The organism is Nocardia sp. NPDC050717 (genome assembly GCF_040654275.1).
Lineage (GTDB): Bacteria > Actinomycetota > Actinomycetes > Mycobacteriales > Mycobacteriaceae > Nocardia.
On sequence record NZ_JBFAHR010000024.1, the window covers coordinates 36,726 to 54,250 of the forward strand.

General features: G+C 69.5%; 19 protein-coding genes and 2 pseudogenes. 8 read left to right on the forward strand and 13 right to left on the reverse strand.

Going from position 1 to position 17,525, the window contains the following annotated elements; all coding sequences use genetic code 11:
- The first annotated feature begins 8 nt into the window (after nt 1-8).
- Nucleotides 9-1,619, forward strand: coding sequence for an acyl-CoA synthetase (locus AB0H56_RS30335; RefSeq protein ID WP_357169734.1), 1,611 nt, complete (start codon nt 9-11; stop codon nt 1,617-1,619).
- Nucleotides 1,620-1,678: 59 nt separating this feature from the next.
- Nucleotides 1,679-2,563, forward strand: coding sequence for an alpha/beta hydrolase (locus AB0H56_RS30340; protein ID WP_357169737.1), 885 nt, complete (start codon nt 1,679-1,681; stop codon nt 2,561-2,563).
- A gap of 50 nt (nt 2,564-2,613) precedes the next feature.
- Here AB0H56_RS30340 and AB0H56_RS30345 read toward each other — a convergent pair whose 3' ends face one another.
- Both AB0H56_RS30345 and AB0H56_RS30350 read right to left on the reverse strand, forming a co-directional pair.
- Nucleotides 2,614-4,002: a wax ester/triacylglycerol synthase family O-acyltransferase gene (locus AB0H56_RS30345; protein WP_357169740.1), complete on the reverse strand. Its 1,389-nt coding sequence runs from the start codon at nt 4,000-4,002 to the stop codon at nt 2,614-2,616.
- Between the two features lie 139 nt (nt 4,003-4,141).
- Complete coding sequence (locus AB0H56_RS30350) at nt 4,142-5,146, reverse strand: alpha/beta hydrolase (protein WP_357169743.1); 1,005 nt, start codon at nt 5,144-5,146, stop codon at nt 4,142-4,144.
- A gap of 193 nt (nt 5,147-5,339) precedes the next feature.
- Between AB0H56_RS30350 and AB0H56_RS30355 the strand changes: the two genes are divergently transcribed.
- A complete protein-coding gene (locus tag AB0H56_RS30355) occupies nt 5,340-5,855 on the forward strand; it encodes a hypothetical protein (protein ID WP_357169746.1) in 516 nt (171 codons plus the stop codon).
- A 32-nt stretch (nt 5,856-5,887) separates the two neighbouring features.
- On the opposite strand, the pseudogene AB0H56_RS30360 reads toward AB0H56_RS30355, so the two are convergent.
- Nucleotides 5,888-6,084: pseudogene (locus tag AB0H56_RS30360) on the reverse strand (DinB family protein); the annotation flags it as partial.
- Between the two features lie 192 nt (nt 6,085-6,276).
- On the opposite strand from AB0H56_RS30360, the gene AB0H56_RS30365 reads away from it, so the two are divergent.
- Together AB0H56_RS30365 and AB0H56_RS30370 are read left to right on the forward strand one after the other, a co-directional pair.
- Nucleotides 6,277-6,765 carry a DinB family protein gene (locus tag AB0H56_RS30365; protein ID WP_357169749.1) on the forward strand — a complete coding sequence of 163 codons (489 nt, stop codon included), beginning with the start codon at nt 6,277-6,279 and terminating at the stop codon, nt 6,763-6,765.
- A 51-nt stretch (nt 6,766-6,816) separates the two neighbouring features.
- A complete protein-coding gene (locus AB0H56_RS30370) occupies nt 6,817-7,392 on the forward strand; it encodes a dihydrofolate reductase family protein (RefSeq protein WP_357169752.1) in 576 nt (191 codons plus the stop codon).
- 8 nt (nt 7,393-7,400) lie between these two features.
- Here the strand turns inward: AB0H56_RS30370 and AB0H56_RS30375 are convergent, their stop codons facing one another.
- Nucleotides 7,401-8,933: a sugar porter family MFS transporter gene (locus tag AB0H56_RS30375; RefSeq protein WP_357169755.1), complete on the reverse strand. Its 1,533-nt coding sequence runs from the start codon at nt 8,931-8,933 to the stop codon at nt 7,401-7,403.
- Between the two features lie 277 nt (nt 8,934-9,210).
- On the opposite strand from AB0H56_RS30375, the pseudogene AB0H56_RS30380 reads away from it, so the two are divergent.
- Both AB0H56_RS30380 and AB0H56_RS30385 read left to right on the forward strand, forming a co-directional pair.
- Nucleotides 9,211-9,534: pseudogene (locus tag AB0H56_RS30380) on the forward strand (MaoC family dehydratase N-terminal domain-containing protein); the annotation flags it as partial.
- Between the two features lie 256 nt (nt 9,535-9,790).
- Nucleotides 9,791-10,231 carry a MaoC/PaaZ C-terminal domain-containing protein gene (locus AB0H56_RS30385; RefSeq protein WP_357169758.1) on the forward strand — a complete coding sequence of 147 codons (441 nt, stop codon included), beginning with the start codon at nt 9,791-9,793 and terminating at the stop codon, nt 10,229-10,231.
- Here the strand turns inward: AB0H56_RS30385 and AB0H56_RS30390 are convergent.
- Entirely contained in the window at nt 10,228-10,389 is a 162-nt protein-coding gene (locus AB0H56_RS30390; RefSeq protein WP_357169761.1) for a hypothetical protein, read from the reverse strand. The two genes, AB0H56_RS30385 and AB0H56_RS30390, sit on opposite strands and share 4 nt — an antisense overlap.
- An 81-nt stretch (nt 10,390-10,470) precedes the next feature.
- Nucleotides 10,471-10,890 carry an HSP20 family small heat-shock protein gene (locus AB0H56_RS30395; protein WP_357169763.1) on the reverse strand — a complete coding sequence of 140 codons (420 nt, stop codon included), beginning with the start codon at nt 10,888-10,890 and terminating at the stop codon, nt 10,471-10,473.
- A 157-nt stretch (nt 10,891-11,047) separates the two neighbouring features.
- Between AB0H56_RS30395 and AB0H56_RS30400 the strand changes: the two genes are divergently transcribed.
- Complete coding sequence (locus AB0H56_RS30400) at nt 11,048-11,356, forward strand: MerR family transcriptional regulator (protein WP_357169766.1); 309 nt, start codon at nt 11,048-11,050, stop codon at nt 11,354-11,356.
- Nucleotides 11,357-11,360: 4 nt separating this feature from the next.
- Here AB0H56_RS30400 and AB0H56_RS30405 read toward each other — a convergent pair whose 3' ends face one another.
- The 7 genes from AB0H56_RS30405 to AB0H56_RS30435 all read right to left on the reverse strand — a co-directional run.
- On the reverse strand, nt 11,361-12,452 hold the full coding sequence (locus AB0H56_RS30405) for an acyl-CoA dehydrogenase family protein (protein WP_357169769.1): 1,092 nt from the start codon (nt 12,450-12,452) through the stop codon (nt 11,361-11,363).
- Nucleotides 12,449-13,627, reverse strand: a complete 1,179-nt coding sequence (locus tag AB0H56_RS30410) for an acyl-CoA dehydrogenase family protein (protein WP_357169772.1) — start codon at nt 13,625-13,627, stop codon at nt 12,449-12,451. The genes AB0H56_RS30405 and AB0H56_RS30410 overlap by 4 nt, the downstream gene beginning before the upstream one ends.
- The gene (locus tag AB0H56_RS30415; protein WP_357169775.1) at nt 13,624-14,847 is read right to left on the reverse strand and encodes an acyl-CoA dehydrogenase family protein; all 1,224 of its coding nucleotides are present in this window, start codon (nt 14,845-14,847) and stop codon (nt 13,624-13,626) included. The genes AB0H56_RS30410 and AB0H56_RS30415 overlap by 4 nt, the downstream gene beginning before the upstream one ends.
- Complete coding sequence (locus AB0H56_RS30420; protein WP_357169778.1) at nt 14,847-15,878, reverse strand: phosphotransferase family protein; 1,032 nt, start codon at nt 15,876-15,878, stop codon at nt 14,847-14,849. Before AB0H56_RS30420 ends, AB0H56_RS30415 begins: the two co-directional genes overlap by 1 nt.
- Nucleotides 15,878-16,330, reverse strand: a complete 453-nt coding sequence (locus tag AB0H56_RS30425) for a MaoC family dehydratase (protein ID WP_357169781.1) — start codon at nt 16,328-16,330, stop codon at nt 15,878-15,880. The genes AB0H56_RS30420 and AB0H56_RS30425 overlap by 1 nt, the downstream gene beginning before the upstream one ends.
- Nucleotides 16,327-17,085, reverse strand: coding sequence for an SDR family oxidoreductase (locus AB0H56_RS30430; protein ID WP_357169784.1), 759 nt, complete (start codon nt 17,083-17,085; stop codon nt 16,327-16,329). Before AB0H56_RS30430 ends, AB0H56_RS30425 begins: the two co-directional genes overlap by 4 nt.
- Nucleotides 17,086-17,111: 26 nt before the next feature.
- Nucleotides 17,112-17,525, reverse strand: a 414-nt coding sequence (locus AB0H56_RS30435; protein ID WP_357169787.1) for an SDR family oxidoreductase, incomplete at its 5' end; no start/stop codon positions are given.

The following is a 17,525-nucleotide window of genomic DNA, read 5'->3' on the forward strand; positions in this document are numbered from 1 at the left end:
GGACTGACATGGCCAACACCTTCGCCGACCTGTTCGAGCACTCCGTCGACGCGATGCCCGACCGGGTGGCGCTGATCCAGGGCGAACGCCGCACGACCTACCGCGACCTCGACATCCGGGCCAATCGGCTGGCGAGCCGGCTCGCCGCCCTCGGTGTCGGGCACGGGACCCACGTCGGCTTCCAGATGCACAACAGCATCGAGACCATGGAGACGCTGATCGCCTGCTTCAAGCTGCGGGCGGTCCCGGTCAACATCAACTACCGGTACGGGCCGGCCGAACTCGCCTACGTCTACGACAACGCCGACCTCGAGGTGCTGGTGTATCACGCGAGCTACGCCGACGCTGTCGAGGCGGCCCTCGGGCGCACGCCGGCCGTACGGCGCTCGATCTGCGTGGACGACGACAGGTTCCTCGGTGCGCCCGATTCCGGCGCCCTCGCCTACGAGGCGCTGATCGAGACGGGAAAGCCCTTTCGCCCCACGGTGACTCGCAGTGCCGACGACCTGTTCATGATGTACACCGGCGGCACCACCGGCATGCCGAAGGGCGTGATGTGGCGCCAGGAGGACATGTGGCGGGTCCTGGGCGGCGGCGTCGACTTCTACAGCGGCGAGCCGGTGCGCGACGAATACCAGCAGTCCGAGGCGGGCGCCGCGGCGGTGCAGGCCACCTGGTTCGTGCTGCCGCCGCTGATCCACGCCGCGGCGATGATGCCCACCTTCACCGCGCTGTGGTCAGGCAACGCGGTGATGCTCGAACCGCGCTTCGACCCGGCCCTGGTGTGGCGGGCGGTCGAGGCCCAGCGGCCGCACGTCCTGGTGATCACCGGCGACGCGATGGCCCGGCCCCTGCTCGACGCCTTCGACGACCATCCGGTGGACGCGTCGTCGCTGCTGGTCATCGCCTCCGGGGCGGCGCTGCTGTCACAGCCGGTGAAGAACGCGCTGCTGGAGAAGTTCCCCACCACGATGGTCTCGGACTCGATCGGCTCCTCCGAGACCGGCTTCGGCGGTATCGGCTTCGCCCAGAAGGACGACAACCCGGCCCGTGGACCCCGGGTGCAGACCGGGCGTGGCGCGGTGGTGGTCGGCACGGACGGCAGGCCGGTCGGCCCCGGCGAGGAGGGCTGGCTGGCCAAGACCGGATCGGTGCCGCTGGGCTACTACAAGGATCCCGAGCGCACCGAGCGGCTGTTCAAGACCGTCGACGGCGTGCGCATCGTGGTCACCGACGACCGTGCCCGCGCCGAGGAAGACGGGTCGATCACCCTGATCGGCCGGGGCAACATGGTGATCAACACCGGCGGCGAGAAGGTGTTCCCCGAAGAGGTCGAAGCCGTCGTCAAGGCACACGAGGCCGTCTACGACGCCGTCGTGGTCGGGGTACCGCACCCGCGGTGGGGACACCAGGTCGGCGCGGTGATCTCGGCGCATCCCGGCCGGTCCGTGGACTTCGACGCCCTGCGCACACACACCCGCGCTCACCTCGCGGGATACAAAGTGCCCAAACAGATCTGGGTGGTGGACAGCGTCTCCCGCTCCCCCAGCGGCAAGCCCGACTACCGGTGGGCCAGGGAGCAGGTGGCCGCACGCGCGGCCGACCACGCGGCCGACTGACGCCCCCGTATGCCATCATCGACTAGAACGAGTTCTAGAAATGTCGCGAGGAGGCGAACGTGGGTACTGTGCGATCGGTGCGAACGGGGCCGTTCCTCGTGCCCGCCGTGGACGAGTTTCCCGGCGGCCGGATGCTCGACCTCCCCGGCCGCGGGCGGACCTACGTCGTCGACATCCCCGGCCCGCCGGACGCGCCGGTGCTCGTCCTGCTGCACGGCACCGCCTGCACGGCCGCGCTGAACTGGTTCCCGGCGCTGGAGACCCTCGGCGAGCACTACCGCGTCGTCCTGTTCGATCAGCGCTGGCACGGACGTGGCATCCAGTCGCCGCGGTTCCGCCTCGACGACTGCGCCGACGACGTGGTCGCGGTGGCCGACGCGCTGGGCGTGGATCGATTCGTCTGCGTGGGCTATTCGCTGGGCGGCATCGTGTCGCTGCTCACCGCGCACCGGCACCCGGACCGGGTCGCGGGGCTGGTGCTGTGCACGACGCCGTATCGCTTCCAGGAGAAGTGGCGCGAGCGGGCGTTCCATCGCGGATTCGCCTCGGTGACCGAGGCGCTGGGCGAGTATCCGTACCGGCGGGCCCGGCGGCTGACACGCGCCCTGCCGGAAGTGCCGCCCGCGCTGGTGCCCGGGCAGCTACGCCGCTGGGCGATGGGCGAATTCCGCAGTACGAGCGGGTGGGCGCTGGCTCCGGTGCTCGCCGAGATCGGGACCTTCGACGCCACCGCGTGGCTGTCGGAGCTGCGGATGCCGACGGCGGTGGTCATCACGACCAAGGACCGGGCGATCCCGGTGTATCGGCAGATCGAACTCGCCGCCGCGATCCCGGGGGCGAGTGTTCATCCGGTCGCGGCCGGACACGCGGCGTGCGCTGTCGCGCCGCACCGGTTCGTTCCGGTACTGGCCGACGCGTGCCGCGCGGTCCTCGCGCGGCGGTAGTCGCCTGACCTGTTCGACGCCGGTGGCGAACAGGCCGGTCGGGCGGGTGGTCAGCCCCTGGCGCGGGCCGCGGCCAGCAGATCGTCGACCACGGCGGGCACGGCGGCCGCGAGCGCGTCGACGTCGGGGACCAGATCGCGACAGGCGATGAAGCCGAAATCCAGGTCGCCACAGTTGGACAGCACGGTGACGGTGAGCCCGGCGCCGTGGAAGACCGGACCGAACGGGTACATGCCGTCCACCCGGACGCCGAGGAAGTACAGCGGCATCGGCGGGCCCGGCACGTTCGAGACCACCAGGTTGTGCACGACCGGGTGCCGTTCGGCCAGCTTCAGTGACGAGTACACGCGGGAGGCGAGCCGGAAGGTGTTGGGCGGGGCGTACTTCGACCAGTCCTGCAGGAAGTCGGCACCGATCAGGTCGTGTTCGGCCTTGGCCTCCCGGTTCGCCACGGCCAGCGCCTCGAGCCGCTCCACCGGATCGGCGAGGTCGGTGCCGAGGCGGCAGAACAGCGTCGAGACCTTGTTGATGCCCTCGGTGTGCCGGGTGGATTCGTGCACCGACACCGGCACGGAGGCGATCAGGGACCGGTCGGGCAGCGCGTCGTGATCGGCCAGGTAGCGCCGCAGCACCCCACCGACGACGGTCAGCACGACGTCGTTCACCTTCACTCCGAACGCGGCCTTGATCTCCTTGATCGCATCCAGGTCGGTCTTGGTGAACGAGACCGCTCGGGCCGCGGTGACGGCCTGGTTGAACGGGGTGCGCGGCGCCGAGAACGGCAGTTCCATGCCCTTCTGGTCGTTGCGCCGCCGCTGCGCGAACCCGGCGACCATCCCCAGGGTCTTGGGCACCATGCCGAGCATGCCGGCCCGCGCCGGGAAGCGGACCGCCGCGCGGGCGGCGAGCTCGAGATCACCGGGTACCGGTTCCGGTTGCCACGGTTCCGGTTCCGGCCGGGACAGGCCCGGTTCCAGGTCGCACAGATGCATCATCATGTTGGTGCCGGTGATGCCGTCGACGGCCGAGTGGTGGTACTTGCACACCACCGCCACCTTGCCGTCGTCGAGCCCCTCCACCACCGACATCTCCCACAGCGGCCGAGCGCGGTCCATCGGCGTGCTCGCGATGTCACCGATCAGCTCGGCGAGAGCAGCCGTGCCACCGGGCTCCGGCAGCGCGACGCGCCGGATGTGGTTGTCGATGTCGAAATCGGCGTCGTCCACCCAGAGTGGATGGTCCAGATTGAACGGCACCGGATGGACCCGGCGGCGCATGTGCGGGATGAGCGGTAGGCGTCTGCCGAGCTCGGCGCGGAGATGGTCGAACGAGTACGGCCCGTCGGCCGGGTCGAGGATCAGCAGGGCGCAGACGTGGAGATGCTGGGTGTCGGTCTCCAGATAGAGGAAACTGGCATCCAGTCCGGTGAGTCGTTCCATAGCCGAATCCTACTAGAACACGTTCTAGTTTTGCCCGCCGAGCGAGCCGAACGCGACGACCCTCACAACTGGTACGCCGGTGCCGCGAAGGGCATCCGCGCGCTCATTCGCCCGTGTGCGCGAGAACCGCGGCGGACAGTCAGCCGGCCAGGAATCGCAACAGTTCGGTGGTGACGACGTCGGGGTTCTCCTCGACGAGCCAGTGGCCGGCGTTCGGGACGTCCACGGCGCGGACGATGTTCGTCATGCGCGGGGCCGCGGTCGCGCGGACCGGGTCGAGCTGGCCCTGCGCGGTCATGAGCAGCGTCGGGATGGCCGTCGGCGCGGAGTCGATCGTGTCGCGGACGTCGCGGTCGAGGGTTCGATACAGCTCGAAGCCGCCGGTGAGACTGTCGGGCTTGCCGTAGGTGCGCGCGTACTCGTCGATATCGGCGGCGGTGAACGGGGAGGTCCGCGCCGTTCCGCCGAAAGCCGTTCCACCGAAGGACACTTGGGGATAGAACAGCGAAAGATACTCGCGCACATCGTCGGCGACCACCGCTTCGGGGACCGCACGCTGCGAGTGGAAAGCGATGTGCCAGCTCATGGAACGGTAGGTGGCCGCGTCGATCGCCGGCCCGGGGAGCGGGAGGTCGAGGTAGCCGAGGCGGGCCGTGTCGGCGGGGAACCGGCTGGCGTACTGGTAGGCCACGGCGGCGCCGAAATCGTGGCCGATGATCCGCGCGTCGCGCACGCCTAGATGCTCGGCGACGAGGGTGTGGACGTACCGGGCCAGCGTGGCCTTGCTGTAATCCGTCGGCACGCCCGTGCTGTCGCCGAGTCCGGGCAGATCGATGGCGTAGACCGTGTGCTTCTCGGCGAGGGCGGGCATGATCGGCCACCAGCCGTACCAGGTCTGCGGCCACCCGTGCAGCAGCACCACCGGCGAACCGCTGCCGCCGGTCACGTAGTGCATTCGCACGCCGTCGACGTCGGCGAATTCGTGCCGGAAGGTCTGGTCGAAGGCGGGGTCTCCGTGGGTGACCCGCGCGTACGCGGGCACCTCCTCCGCGGCCGTGGTGACGCAGGCCGCGGAGCAGAGGGTGAGCAGGGCGACGAGGGCGGCGATTCCCGCCGCTCGGACTGAACGAAGGGCTGTGAGCATCGGTGCTTCCTGGTGGTCGACAGTGGCGATCCGGACCGCAAGCGTCACCCATAGCGCGCAGAAATAGCAAGGATGGTTGCCAATTCAGCAAGTTGGTGGGTTTCGAGACTTCGCGAATGTCGTTGCAGTGGTTCGATGTTCGGTCGGGGACGCGCCCGGTAGGGTTCAGTGATCGTCCCGGGAGGACCACCGCATGGCACAGCTTCAGCATCGGATCGACGCGATGGCCGACGACTCGGGATTCCTCGGCCTCGTCGACCCCCACGCGTACACCTCGTTCGTGGGCGAAGACTGGACCTTGGAGTCACTGTTCGAGCGCGTCGAATCGGAGATGCGGCAGCGGACGATACTGCTCTGGGGAACCGGCGGCGAGGAGCAGTGGCGGATCGACCTCTCGGATTCGCCTGTCGATCCCCGGCTGCCGATCATCCGGCAGATCACCGGCCCCATCACCGTGACGCGCGGCGAGTTGGTCGTGGTCACTCTGGACACGGTCACCATGGCTGCCCAGTTCGCGGACTCCGCCGTGGACGACGACAGGGACAGCTACGGGTCCGGTATCGAGCTCCCCGACGGCGACTATCTCTGCACCATCAGTCAACTGACCGATCCCGAAGCGGAACGCGCACACGACGGCCCGGACTTCCACCTCCAGCTGATCACCGGACGAACCGCACCATGGCTCGGCGTCCCCTGGTCCGAACTGTGACGCTCCGGCGGAAGACCTTGTCGATCCTCTGATCACCGTCGCAGCCCCGCGCGATACAGGTCGCGCAGCAGGGCGACCTCCGCGCCGTGGTGCAGCAGTTCGCGGTGGCCTCGAGCAGGAAGATCACGTGACCGAGCCGCCACGCGATGGTGGTGACCGGTGCGGGCTCGGGTGGCGGGACGGCGAAGTCGCCGACGAACCCTCCCGCGACCGGATTTTCCGCGGATCCGGCGGCTCGGGCATACTGTGGATGGCGGCCGTGCACATCTCCGGCCCGGGTGACCATCCGCGTCGCCTGGTAGCGCCGTTTCCGCGGGAACCGCGACGATCTCCACGCACGCCCGATCCCCCTTTCGAGAACACCCACGGCCGATGACGCATCGGCCTCCTGTCCCCACACCATCGATCGGAGTGAATGTCCATGGGTACCACCAGGATCACCGAGGGCGGCGAACGCGCGCTCATCGAGAACACGCTCGACCGCAACCGCGAGGCGCTCGTGGCGACCGTGCGCGGACTGTCCGAGCAGGACGCGCGCCGGCGGCTCGTCGCGTCGCTGACCACCCCGATCTCGCTGCTCAAGCATGCGGCCGCGGCGGAGCGGATCTGGTTCCAGCGGTTCTGGGCGGGACTCGACGAGTCCGCGTGCGATGGATACTCACGGCGGGACGAGGGGACCTTCGCGGTCGCCGACGACGAGACGGTCGCCGACGTGATCGCCGAGTACGAGCGCGCCGGGCTGCGGTCCAGGGAGATCGCGGCCCGCTTCGACCTCGACGACACGATCGACATTCCGGGTGAGGGCACCGTCAGCATGCGGTGGACCCTGCTCGCCATGATCGAGGAATTCGCCAGGCACGCCGGGCACGGCGATATCCTGCGGGAACAGATCGACCGCCCGGCGCCCTGATCGCCCGGGGTGGCGGTGGTCGGTGTCGACGCTCGACAACAGGAGGATCCGGTGGCACGCGAACTGGTTTACACAGGCTTCATGTCACTCGACGGGGTGGTCGATTCGCCCGGCGGCACCGTCGAGGGGCACCGCAGCGGCGGGTGGGTGATGCAGACCGAGTTCGTGCCCGAGGCGTTCTCGCTCAAAGGCGAGGAGCTCGCCGACACCACGGCGCTGATGTTCGGCCGCCGCAGCTACGAGGCCTTCGCGCCGATCTGGCGCGACTCCGAGGATCACGCCGCCTACAAGGATCTGCCCAAGTACGTGGTGTCCTCCTCGCTGTCGCAGGATCAGCTGATCGACGGCTGGGGCGAGATCACGATCCTGCGCGGCACCGACGACGTCGCCGCGCTCAAGCGGACAGAAGGCGGCGCCGTCTACATCCACGGCAGCGCCGAGCTCGCCAGGGGCCTGGCCGACGCCGACCTGATCGACCGCTACAACCTGCTGGTCTTCCCGGTGCTGCTCGGCGCGGGCAAGAGCCTGTTCAGCCACGCCGACCGCCCCAAACAGCAACTGCGCCTGCGGGATTCGGACAGCTACCGCAACGGCGTCACCAAACTGATCTACGACGTCGAGCACTGAGCGGCGCGTCAGCTCTCCGCGGCCGCGGTGATCTGATCCAGCGACACACCCTTGGTCTCGGGCACCCGCCGGTAACAGAACACCAGCGACAGCGCCGAGACCGCGGCGAAGATCAGGAACATCGCCGAGGCGCCCCACCGCTCACCCAGCGGCGGGAACACCAGGGAGACAACGAAGTTGCCCGCCCAGATGATGAAGGTGGTGATGCTCATCGCCGTCGCGCGGATGGGTGCGGGGAAGATCTCCGACAGCAGCAGCCAGGTCGGTACGCCGACGCCGACCTGGAACGCCGAGATGTAGACGACCATCAGGACCAGCAGCAGGTAACCGGTGGTGGAATTCTGCGTCATCCGCTCGACGAAGGCCATGCCGAGCAGCGCGACGATCATGACCGCCAAGCCGAGGAACATGAGCGGACGGCGACCGATCCGGTCGATCAGCGTCATGCCGATGAGCACACCGAGCACCGCGCCGACACCGATCCCGATCGAGGACGTGACCGCGGCGTTGTCGCCCATTCCGGCGGCCGTCAGCGTGGACGGCGCGTAGTACACCACGGTGTTGACGCCGACGAATTGCTGAATCACGGCCAGCCCGCACCCGGTGATGAACAACGCGCGCACCTTCGGTTTCCCGAGCTGCTCGCGCAGGCTCTGTTTCACCGCCGCGTCGGCGGCCGCGGATTGTTCGATCTGCTGAATGGTCGGCTCGACATTCTCCGGGTAATAGGAGCGGCGCAGCACCTTTCTGGCGTCGTCCTCCCTGCCTTTTCCCAGATACCAGCGCGGGGAATCCGGCATGAAATACATGCCGGCCACGAGCGCGACCGCGGGAATCACCGCCATCGCCAGCATGAGCCGCCAATTCCCGGTCGGCGCGAGCGCCGCGTTGATGACGTAGGCCAGCAACTGCCCGCCGGCGATGGCCAAACTGTTCATCGACACGAGCCGGCCCCGATAGGTGGCCGGCGCGATCTCCGAGACGTACATCGGGACCACGAGTGAGGCGGTGCCGACCGCGACGCCGAGGAACAGCCGCGTGATGATCATGGCGGTGGGTCCGGGCGAGAGCGCCTGGGCCAGCCCCGCGACGAAGAACAGCACGCCGGCGAACAGCAGGGTGGCGCGCCTGCCCCAGCGATCCGCCATCCACCCACCGGAGATCGAGCCGATCGCCGCGCCCACCAGCAGCGAACTGGTGATGACGCCGACCTGGGTCTGGCTGAGGCCGAAGTCGGGCGTGAGGAAGACGAGCACGCCCGAGATGACGCCGGTGTCGTACCCGAACAGCGCCCCGCCGAGCGCGGCGATACCGACGACGGTGAGCACGAATTTCTTGATTCTCGCGCGCTGGGCGACGCGTTCGGGCGAGTCGTCCGGCGGCGCGGGCGGCTCGGTCACCGGCGACACCGCGACCCGTTTCGTGTCCTCGCGCACCACACCCGTCGGCCGCACCGGGGTATCGCCACTCGGCCGGATGAGATGGTCGGCCGGACCGCGGGCGACGTGCACCGGCGGAATCACTCGCGGGGAATCGGTCATGTCCACACCTCCGCCGAATGGGTGCACTTCGATTCCTGCACTGTAATCGAGCGACCGGACCGTCGGGTAACTCGATATTCGCCCGGAATTCGACCGCGCGGCGATCGACACCTATTTGACGGTCATATCGTGACCAATGACGAGCCCGAATGCGCCATCCTGGAACGACCGGCAGCCGGTGGTTGCCGGGCCTGCGGAGCGCGACACGGCGAGGATCGCGGGTTACTCGCCGCCCCAGTTACCCATCAGCTACCTTCGCCGGGTGGCGACACTCATGATGCCGAGCGACCTCGACGCACCAGCCATCACCGACGATCCAGCCGACGCGGTCGGCTGTTCGTACCACTGCGCCGATCGATATGTGGTGGGACGGGAGAAGATTCGGGAATTCGCCCGCGCCGTGCAGGACGGTCACCGCGCCCACTGGAGCGAGTCGGCGGCCGGGGAGCTGGGTTATCCCGGCCTCGTGGCGCCGCCCACGTTCACCTCCGTCCCCGCGTTCCTGGCGCAGATCGCGATGTTCGACCATGTCGCGCACGGGTACGACATGAGCCAGATCATGCAGACCGACTATGTCGTCACCTTCGGCAAACCCGTTGTCGCGGCGGACGAATTGACGTTCGCGGTGCATTTCGAATCGTTTCGCCGCGCTTTCGGCGGCGACATCTTCCGGTTCCGCTGCGAGGCCGTCGACGGTCACGGGGAACTGTGCCTGTCCACCTGGACGACGTTCGTCGGCAGACCGGACGTGGACACCTCGGCCGCCCGCGCCTGCGCGCACGTGATGATGCAGAACGTCCGCCAGGCCGCACCAGCACGGCGCGCACGCACCGGCGGCGGCGCCACGCGAGCCGCGGGTGACCAGCGCCGCCGGATACCGCATTCCGGTCGACGCGATCGCGGTGGGCGACGAACTCCCCACGCGCACCGTCACTCTCACCCCGGGCGATCTGGTCAACTACGCCGGTGTCGCCGGCGACCCGAACCCGATCCACTGGAATCACGATGCCGCCGCGGCGGCGGGCCTGAAAGCGCCGGTGGCCCAGGGCATGCTGACGATCGGCCTCGGCGCGGGATTCCTCACCGCCTGGACCCGCGACCCCGGCGCCCTGCGGGCGTACGCGGTGCGCCTGACGAGCCCGGTCTACGTCGGCAACGCGGGCGCGTCGATCGAGTACACCGGCAGGGTGAAATCCGTCGACCGCGCGGCGCGCACCGCCACCGTGGCCCTGGCCGCGCACAGCGCGGGCAAGAAGATCTTCGGCCGCGCCACCGCGACGATCGGCCTCGGCGCCTAGCCGGGCGCGGTGGAGCCCGCGCGGGGAGACGGCTGATCGCGGCGCGGCGGGACGCCGTCCATGATCTCGGTCCACCAGGTGTCGAGCGGGCTGGGTTCGGGCCAGACGACGGCGGGTTCGGCGGGAACGGTGACGGGATGTCGATCGGTGGTGTGCATGGCGGTCCTCGGATGCCGGGTCGAACGATGGCCGGACCGTCGCGGTCCGGCCACCTGGTCGAGTAACTCCCTGGGGACTGATCAGGCGTTGATGGCCTGTGGCTCGCGGTGCCGCGAGATCTCGATCTTGCGGGGCTTGGCCCGCTCCGCGACCGGGATCGCCAGCCGCAGGACGCCGTCGCGATAGTCGGCGCGGATCTGGTCGGTGTCCAGGCTCTCGCCGAGGAACAGCTGCCGGCTGAACACGCCGCGCGGACGTTCCGCGGCGATCATGGACCGGTCGGCGTCGATCTCCGCGCGCGAGGCGCGCACGGTCACCACATTGCGTTCGACATCGAGATCCAGCGAATCCGGGTCCATTCCCGGCAGATCGAATTCGACGATGAACTCGTCACCGTCGCGCCAGGCGTCCATGGGCATGGCCGCCGGACGAGCCGCTGTGCCGAACACCTGCTGTGTCACGCGATCCAGCTCTCGGAACGGATCGGTACGCATCAACATGGTCGCCACCTCCAACTCACTCCTATCTCGGTAGGCTCCAAATCAGATAACCTGTGTAATCTGACATAGATATTATCTAGCACTCTACCGAGGAGAGTGCAAGTATCGAAGACAAGTAACCTGACAGGAGAAAGACGGGAAGCGAAGAGAGGAACAGATGGTCTCCCCCTCCGACGGCCTGCCGACAGCCGGGCAGGCCGTGTACGCGATCTCGGTCGCCGCCGAGCTGGCCGGGATCGGTGTCCAGACGTTGCGCCTCTACGAGCAGCACGGCCTGATCACGCCGGCCCGCAGCGCCGGTGGCACGCGGCGATACAGCGGCGACGACCTGACCCGCCTGCACCGCATCACCACGCTCACCGGCGAGGGCGTCAACCTGACCGCGGTCGCCCGCATCCTCGAACTCGAGGACACGGTCGCCGCGCTGCGCGCCGAACGCGACCGGCTCCGCGCGCGCCGAAAGTAGCGCGCTACGCGGGCAGGTCGATCAGCTCGGCCAGGCGCGCGCGGTGGTGACCGGCGGTGCCGAGGGCGATCTGGTCGGCCTTGGCGCGCTTGAGATACAGGTGCGCCGGATGCTCCCAGGTCATGCCCATGCCGCCGTGCAACTGCACCGCTTCCTCCGCGGCGTGGACCGCGACATCGCCGCAGTAGGCCTGGGCGACACTCGCCGCCACCGCGAGGTCGGCGTCGTCCGCCGCGAGCGTGGCCGCGGCGTATCTGGCCGCGGCAGCGGCGGATTCGATCTCGGTGTAGAGGTCGGCGAGCCGGTGTTTGATCGCCTGGAAGCCGCCGACGACGCGCCCGAACTGGCGACGTTCCTTCAGGTAGGCGACCGTATCCTCCAGGCACCACCTGGCCACGCCGTACTGCTCGGAGGCCAGCAGCGCCGCCCCGGCGGTGAGCGCGCGCCGTACCGCGTCGGCACCGTCACCCGCCACGCGCCGCGCCGGCGCCGCGCGCAGGGTGAGATCCGCCAGCTGACGGCTCATATCCAGGGAAACGACCGGCGCGAGTTCGGCATCGGCGGCAGCGACCGCGTAGAGCGCGATCCCGTCGGGCCCGGTGGCGGGCACCAGCAGCACATCGGCTTCGAGCGCGCCCGCGACACTGGTCACCGTGCCGCTGAGAGTGCCGTCGGCGCCGAGGGCGAAGGTGGGGATCGGCTCGTCCGGCGCCAGCGACAGCGGCACCGCCAGCGCCGCGGTCCGCTCCCCCGCCGCGAGCGCGCCGAGCAGCGGGTCGGCGGCGCCGAGCAGGGCGGTGGTCGCGACGACCGCGCTGGTGAGGAACGGCACCGGCGCGGCGAACCGGCCGAGCTCCTCGAGCACCACGGCGGCCTCGCGGGCCGATGCGCCCGCGCCGCCGAGTTCCTCGGGGACGAGCAGTCCCGCCAGGCCGAGGTCGACGGCGATGTTCTTCCAGAGACCAGCGACCAGCGCGCGGTCGCCGTCGTAGAGCGCGGTGACCGCGGCGGGTGCGCAGTGCGTGGACAGGACCGCGGAGACGACGCCGCGCAGCTCGTCCTCCACCTCGGTGTAGACCAGGTTCAGGTCGTTCATCGCGCGATGTCCTTCCAGGGGCGGTCCTTGTCGGTCCGCGGTTCGGCGGGGAGGCCGAGCACCCGCTCGGCGACGATGTTGCGCAGGATCTCCGAGGTGCCGCCCTCGATCGAGTTGCCCTTGGCCCGCAGGTAGCGGTAGCCGGCGTCGCGGCCGTTGAAGTCGACGGACTCGGGCCGCACCATGGTCCAGTCGGAGTAGCGCAGGCCCTGCTCCCCCAGCAGCTCGAGTTCGAGGCCGGACAGCTGCTGCGCGCATTTCGCGAAGATCAGCTTCATCGCCGAGCCCTCCGGACCCGGCATCCCCTTGGCCAGCTTCTGCTGCAGGCGCGCGCCGGTCAGCCGGGCGACCTCGGCGTCGACCCACAGGCGCAGCAGCCGATCGTGCAGTTCCGGGGTGCGCCGGTCGGGGTGCGCGCGCCAGGTGCGGGCGACCACGCCGATCATGCCGTCCTCGCGCGCGGAGTCCTTGCCGCCGATCGCGACCCGCTCGGTGTTGAGCGTGGTGTTGGCGACCCGCCAGCCGTCGCCCTCGGCGCCGAGGCGCTGCGTGTCGGGCACCCTGGCATCGGTCAGGAAGACCTCGTTGAACTCGGCCTCCCCGGTGATCTGCCGCAGCGGGCGCACCTCCACCCCGGGCTGGGTCATATCGATGAGGAAGAAGGTCATGCCGCGGTGCTTGGGGATTCCGGTGTCGGTGCGGGCCAGCAGGATCGCGAACTGCGCCAGATGCGCGCTCGAGGTCCACACCTTCTGGCCGTTGACGACCCACTCGTCGCCGTCGCGGACCGCGCGGGTGCTCACGTTGGCCAGGTCGGATCCGGCGCCGGGCTCACTGAACAGCTGGCACCAGATCTGTTCGCCGGTCCACAGCGGACGCAGGAACCGCTTCTTCTGTTCCTCGGTACCGCAGGCGAGGATCGTCGGGCCCGCCATGCCGAGCCCGATGACATTGGCGCTCGGATTGTTGTCCGGCGCACCGGCTTCGGCGAACAGGCGGTCGACCTCGGGCTGCCAGCCGCGCGACAGGCCGAGGCCGCCGTGCCCGGCCGGGAAGTACACCCAGGCCAGTCCGGCGTCGTAGCGGGCGCGCAGGAAGTCGAGCCGGTCGGTGGTGGCCGGGTCGTTGGCGGCGAGGAATTCCTCGATCCGCCCGGTCAATTCGTCGAGGGTCATCGCGTCTCCCGCTGCCTGCTCAGCTCGCTCTTGGCGAGCGCGTTCTTGTGGACCTCGTCCGGGCCGTCGGCGAAGCGCAGTGTCCGGATGCCGGCGTAGGCCGCGGCGAGCGGGAAGTCCTGGGACAGCCCACCGGCGCCGTGGACCTGGATGGCCTTGTCGAGAATCCACTGCACGGTGGACGGGGTGGCGATCTTGATCGCCTGGATCTCGGTGTGCGCCCCCTTGTTTCCGACGGTGTCCATCAGCCAGGCGGTCTTGAGCACCAGCAGCCGCAGTTGTTCGAGCTTGACCCGTGATTCGGCGATCCAGTCACGGATCACACCCTGCTCCGACAGCGGCTTGCCGAACGCGACGCGCTGCTCGGCGCGGGCGCACATGAGCTCGACGGCTCGTTCGGCGATACCGATCGAGCGCATGCAGTGATGGATCCGGCCGGGCCCGAGGCGGGCCTGGGCGATGGCGAAACCGTCGCCCTCCCCGCCGATCAGGTTGGCCGCGGGCACCCGGACATCGGTGAACGACAGCTCGGCGTGCCCGCCGTGGTCGTGGTCGTCGTAGCCGAAAACCTCCATGCCGCGCTGGATTTCCAGGCCGGGGGTGTCGCGGGGCACGAGGATCATCGACTGCTGGCGGTGCCGTCCGGCCGAGGGATCGGTCTTGCCCATGACGATGAAGATCCGGCAGTTGGGGTTCATGGCCCCGGTGATCCACCACTTGCGGCCGTTGAGGACGTAGTCGTCGCCGTCGCGTTCGATCCTGGTGGCGATGTTCGTCGCGTCCGACGACGCGACATCGGGTTCGGTCATCGCGAAGGCCGAGCGAATCCGCCCGTCCAGCAACGGTTCCAGCCACCGCTCGCGCTGGGACTCGTCGCCGAAGAGCGCGAGCACCTCCATGTTGCCGGTGTCGGGCGCGGCGCAGTTGAACACCGCGGGCGCCAGGTGCGCGCTGCGGCCGGTGATCTCGGCCAGCGGCGCGTACTGGGCGTTGGTCAGGCCCGCGCCGTGCTCGCCGGGCAGGAACAGATTCCACAGACCGCGGCGGCGGGCCTCGGCGCGCAGCTCGGCCAGCACGGGCACCGAGTCCCAGGCCCAGCGGTCGTCCAGCCGCGCGATCTGCGCGGCGAACTCCGCTTCGGCCGGATAGACGTGGCTGTCCATGAATTCCAGCAGCGTGGCACGCAATTCCTCGGTGCGCGCGTCGTAGGCGAAGTCCATCAGCGATGCTCCTTCAAGGCGGTGCGGCCGGTGTCGAGCAGGGGTTCGACCGCGTCACCGAGGGCATCGAAACCCGCGCCGACGGTCTGCCCGTGCAGGAAGCGGTAGTGGATGCCTTCGATGATCACGGCCAGTTTGAACGCGGCGAGGCCGAGGTAGAAGCCGAACCGGGACATGTCGCGGTCGCTGCGCGCGGTGTAGCGCGCGATGATCTCGTCCTCGGTCAGGAACCCGGGGGCCGAGGTCGCGTCCGCGACGACGGCGTTGCGCCCGAGCTGCTCGGCCAGCCGCCCGTAGACGACCATCAACGCCAGGTCGGTGAGCGGGTCACCGAGAGTGGCCATCTCCCAGTCGATCACGGCCGCCGGGCGGTCCCGGTCGTCGACGAGCACGTTGTCGAGCCGGTAGTCGCCGTGCACGATCCCCACGGTCGATTCGGCCGGGACGTCGGCGGCCAGGAGCGCGTGCAGCTCGTCGGCCAGCGGCAGGTCGCGGGTCCGGGAGGCGTCGAGCTGCTTCTTCCAGCGACTCACCTGACGGGTGAGAAAGCCCTCCGGCCTGCCGAAATCGGCGAGCCCGACCGCGGCCGGGTCGACGGCGTGCAGGTCGGCGAGGGTGTCGACCAGCGCGGCCGACATCGCCCTGGTGCGTCGCGGTCCCAGGTCGGCGAGTTCGGCGGCATGCCGGTACGGCCGGCCGTCGACCAGTTCCATCACGTAGAACGGCGCGCCGATGACCTCGGCGTCCTCGCACAGCGCGTACATGGCGGGGACCGGCACCGAGGTCTGCCGCAGCGCCGCCATCACCCGGTACTCGCGCGCCATGTCGTGCGCGGTCGCCAGCACATGGCCCAGCGGCGGCCTGCGCACGATCCAGGACGACGTGCCGTCGCCGACCGTGTAGGTGAGGTTTGACCTGCCGCCCGCCAGCACCTGTCCGGTGAGTTCGGCGCCGACCCCGGGGACGGTCGCGCGCAGCCACGGGCCGAGGCGGCCGAGATCGAGGCCGGGCAGCTCGGTGCCGGACGCCATCACGCCACCACGAGCGAGACGGTCTCGACCACGCAGACCGGCTTGTCGCCGCCCTCGCGCTCGATCACGACCTTCGCGGTGACCAGGTGCCCGCCCGCCCCCGGCGCGACCGAGACGAGCTCGACCCCGGCGCGCACCTTCGACCCGACCGGAACCGGCGCGGGGAAGCGCAGCTTGTTGGACCCGTAGTTGACGCCCATCTTGACGCCCTCGATCCGGTAGATCTCCGAGACCAGCATCGGCACCAGCGACAGGGTGAGGTAGCCGTGGGCGATGGTGGTGCCGAAGGGCCCCTGCGCGGCCTTCTCGGTGTCGACGTGGATCCACTGGTGGTCACCGGTCGCCTCGGCGAAGGTGTTCACCTGATCCTGGGTGACGGCATGCCACTCGGAGTAGCCGAGGTGGGTGCCGACAGCGGCTTCGAGCTCGGCCAGACCGTCGAATGTCCTCATGCCTTGGGACCTCCGGCCACGTAGAGCACCTGCCCGGAGACGAACCCCGCGCCCTCGCTGACGAAGAACGACACGGCGTGGGCGATGTCGTCGGGCACGCCGGTGCGCGCGACCGGGATCTCCTTGGCCGCGAAGGCCTTGAAGTCCTCGAACGGGACACCGATCCGCGCGGCCGTGGCCGCGGTCATCTCGGTCTCGATGAAACCGGGCGCGATGGCGTTGGCGGTGACGCCGAACTTGCCGAGTTCCAGGGCCAGGGTCTTGGTGAAGCCCTGCACACCCGCCTTGGCGGCGGAGTAGTTGGCCTGGCCGCGGTTGCCGAGCGCCGAGGTGCTCGACAGGTTGACGATGCGGCCGAACTTCGCCTCGGTCATGTACTTCTGGGCGGCCCGCGTCATCAGGAACGCGCCGCGCAGGTGCACGTTCATCACGAGGTCCCAGTCGTCGGTGCTCATCTTGAACAGCATGTTGTCGCGGATGACGCCCGCGTTGTTGACCAGCACGGTCGGCGCGCCGAGCTCGGCGGCGACCCGCTCCACGGCGGCCGCGACAGCGGCCTCGTCCGAGACGTCGGCGCCGATCGCGATCGCCCGGCCACCGGCGGCCTCGATCTCCGCCACGACCGGCTTACAGGCGGCCTCGTCGAGGTCGACGACCGCGACGGCCAGGCCGTCGGCGGCCAGGCGGCGGGCCACGCCGGCGCCGATGCCGCGGGCCGCGCCGGTGACGATGGCTGTTCTGGTGGTGGTGCTCATGGAATTCTCCTCCTGGGGATGGTGGTTCAGACGCCGCCGGTCAGCGTGATGCCGCCGTCGACGACGAGCAGCTGACCGGTGATCCACGCGGCGTCGGCGGACAGCAGGAATGTCACCGCGCCGGCTATATCCTCGGGCACGCCCAGCCGCTTCAGGGGGTAAGCGCTGGAAACTTCCTGCTCACGCCCCTCGTAGAGCGCGGTGGCGAACTTGGTCTTCACCACGGCGGGCGCCACCGCGTTGACGCGGATGTCCGGGCCGAGTTCCACGGCCAGTTCCTGGGTGAGGTAGGTCAGCATCGCCTTGCTGGCGCCGTAGAAGCCGATGCCGGGCGCGGGCTTGATCCCCGCCACCGACGACACGTTCACCACCGAGCCGCCGTGCTCGCCCATCCACGCCTTGTGCACCTGCTGGGTCCAGGCCAGCGCGGCCAGGCAGTT

Excerpts from the sequence above, each read along its gene's own strand:
- AB0H56_RS30335 (WP_357169734.1), top strand. The coding sequence starts at position 9 with ATGGCCAACACCTTCGCCGACCTGTTCGAGCACTCCGTCGACGCGATG.
- AB0H56_RS30345 (WP_357169740.1), bottom strand. The coding sequence starts at position 4,002 with ATGGAACGACTCACCGGACTGGATGCCAGTTTCCTCTATCTGGAGACC.
- AB0H56_RS30350 (WP_357169743.1), bottom strand. The coding sequence starts at position 5,146 with ATGCTCACAGCCCTTCGTTCAGTCCGAGCGGCGGGAATCGCCGCCCTC.
- AB0H56_RS30355 (WP_357169746.1), top strand. The coding sequence starts at position 5,340 with ATGGCACAGCTTCAGCATCGGATCGACGCGATGGCCGACGACTCGGGA.
- AB0H56_RS30365 (WP_357169749.1), top strand. The coding sequence starts at position 6,277 with ATGGGTACCACCAGGATCACCGAGGGCGGCGAACGCGCGCTCATCGAG.
- AB0H56_RS30375 (WP_357169755.1), bottom strand. The coding sequence starts at position 8,933 with ATGACCGATTCCCCGCGAGTGATTCCGCCGGTGCACGTCGCCCGCGGT.
- AB0H56_RS30390 (WP_357169761.1), bottom strand. The coding sequence starts at position 10,389 with ATGCACACCACCGATCGACATCCCGTCACCGTTCCCGCCGAACCCGCC.
- AB0H56_RS30395 (WP_357169763.1), bottom strand. The coding sequence starts at position 10,890 with ATGTTGATGCGTACCGATCCGTTCCGAGAGCTGGATCGCGTGACACAG.
- AB0H56_RS30400 (WP_357169766.1), top strand. The coding sequence starts at position 11,048 with ATGGTCTCCCCCTCCGACGGCCTGCCGACAGCCGGGCAGGCCGTGTAC.
- AB0H56_RS30405 (WP_357169769.1), bottom strand. The coding sequence starts at position 12,452 with ATGAACGACCTGAACCTGGTCTACACCGAGGTGGAGGACGAGCTGCGC.
- AB0H56_RS30410 (WP_357169772.1), bottom strand. The coding sequence starts at position 13,627 with ATGACCCTCGACGAATTGACCGGGCGGATCGAGGAATTCCTCGCCGCC.
- AB0H56_RS30415 (WP_357169775.1), bottom strand. The coding sequence starts at position 14,847 with ATGGACTTCGCCTACGACGCGCGCACCGAGGAATTGCGTGCCACGCTG.
- AB0H56_RS30420 (WP_357169778.1), bottom strand. The coding sequence starts at position 15,878 with ATGGCGTCCGGCACCGAGCTGCCCGGCCTCGATCTCGGCCGCCTCGGC.
- AB0H56_RS30425 (WP_357169781.1), bottom strand. The coding sequence starts at position 16,330 with ATGAGGACATTCGACGGTCTGGCCGAGCTCGAAGCCGCTGTCGGCACC.
- AB0H56_RS30430 (WP_357169784.1), bottom strand. The coding sequence starts at position 17,085 with ATGAGCACCACCACCAGAACAGCCATCGTCACCGGCGCGGCCCGCGGC.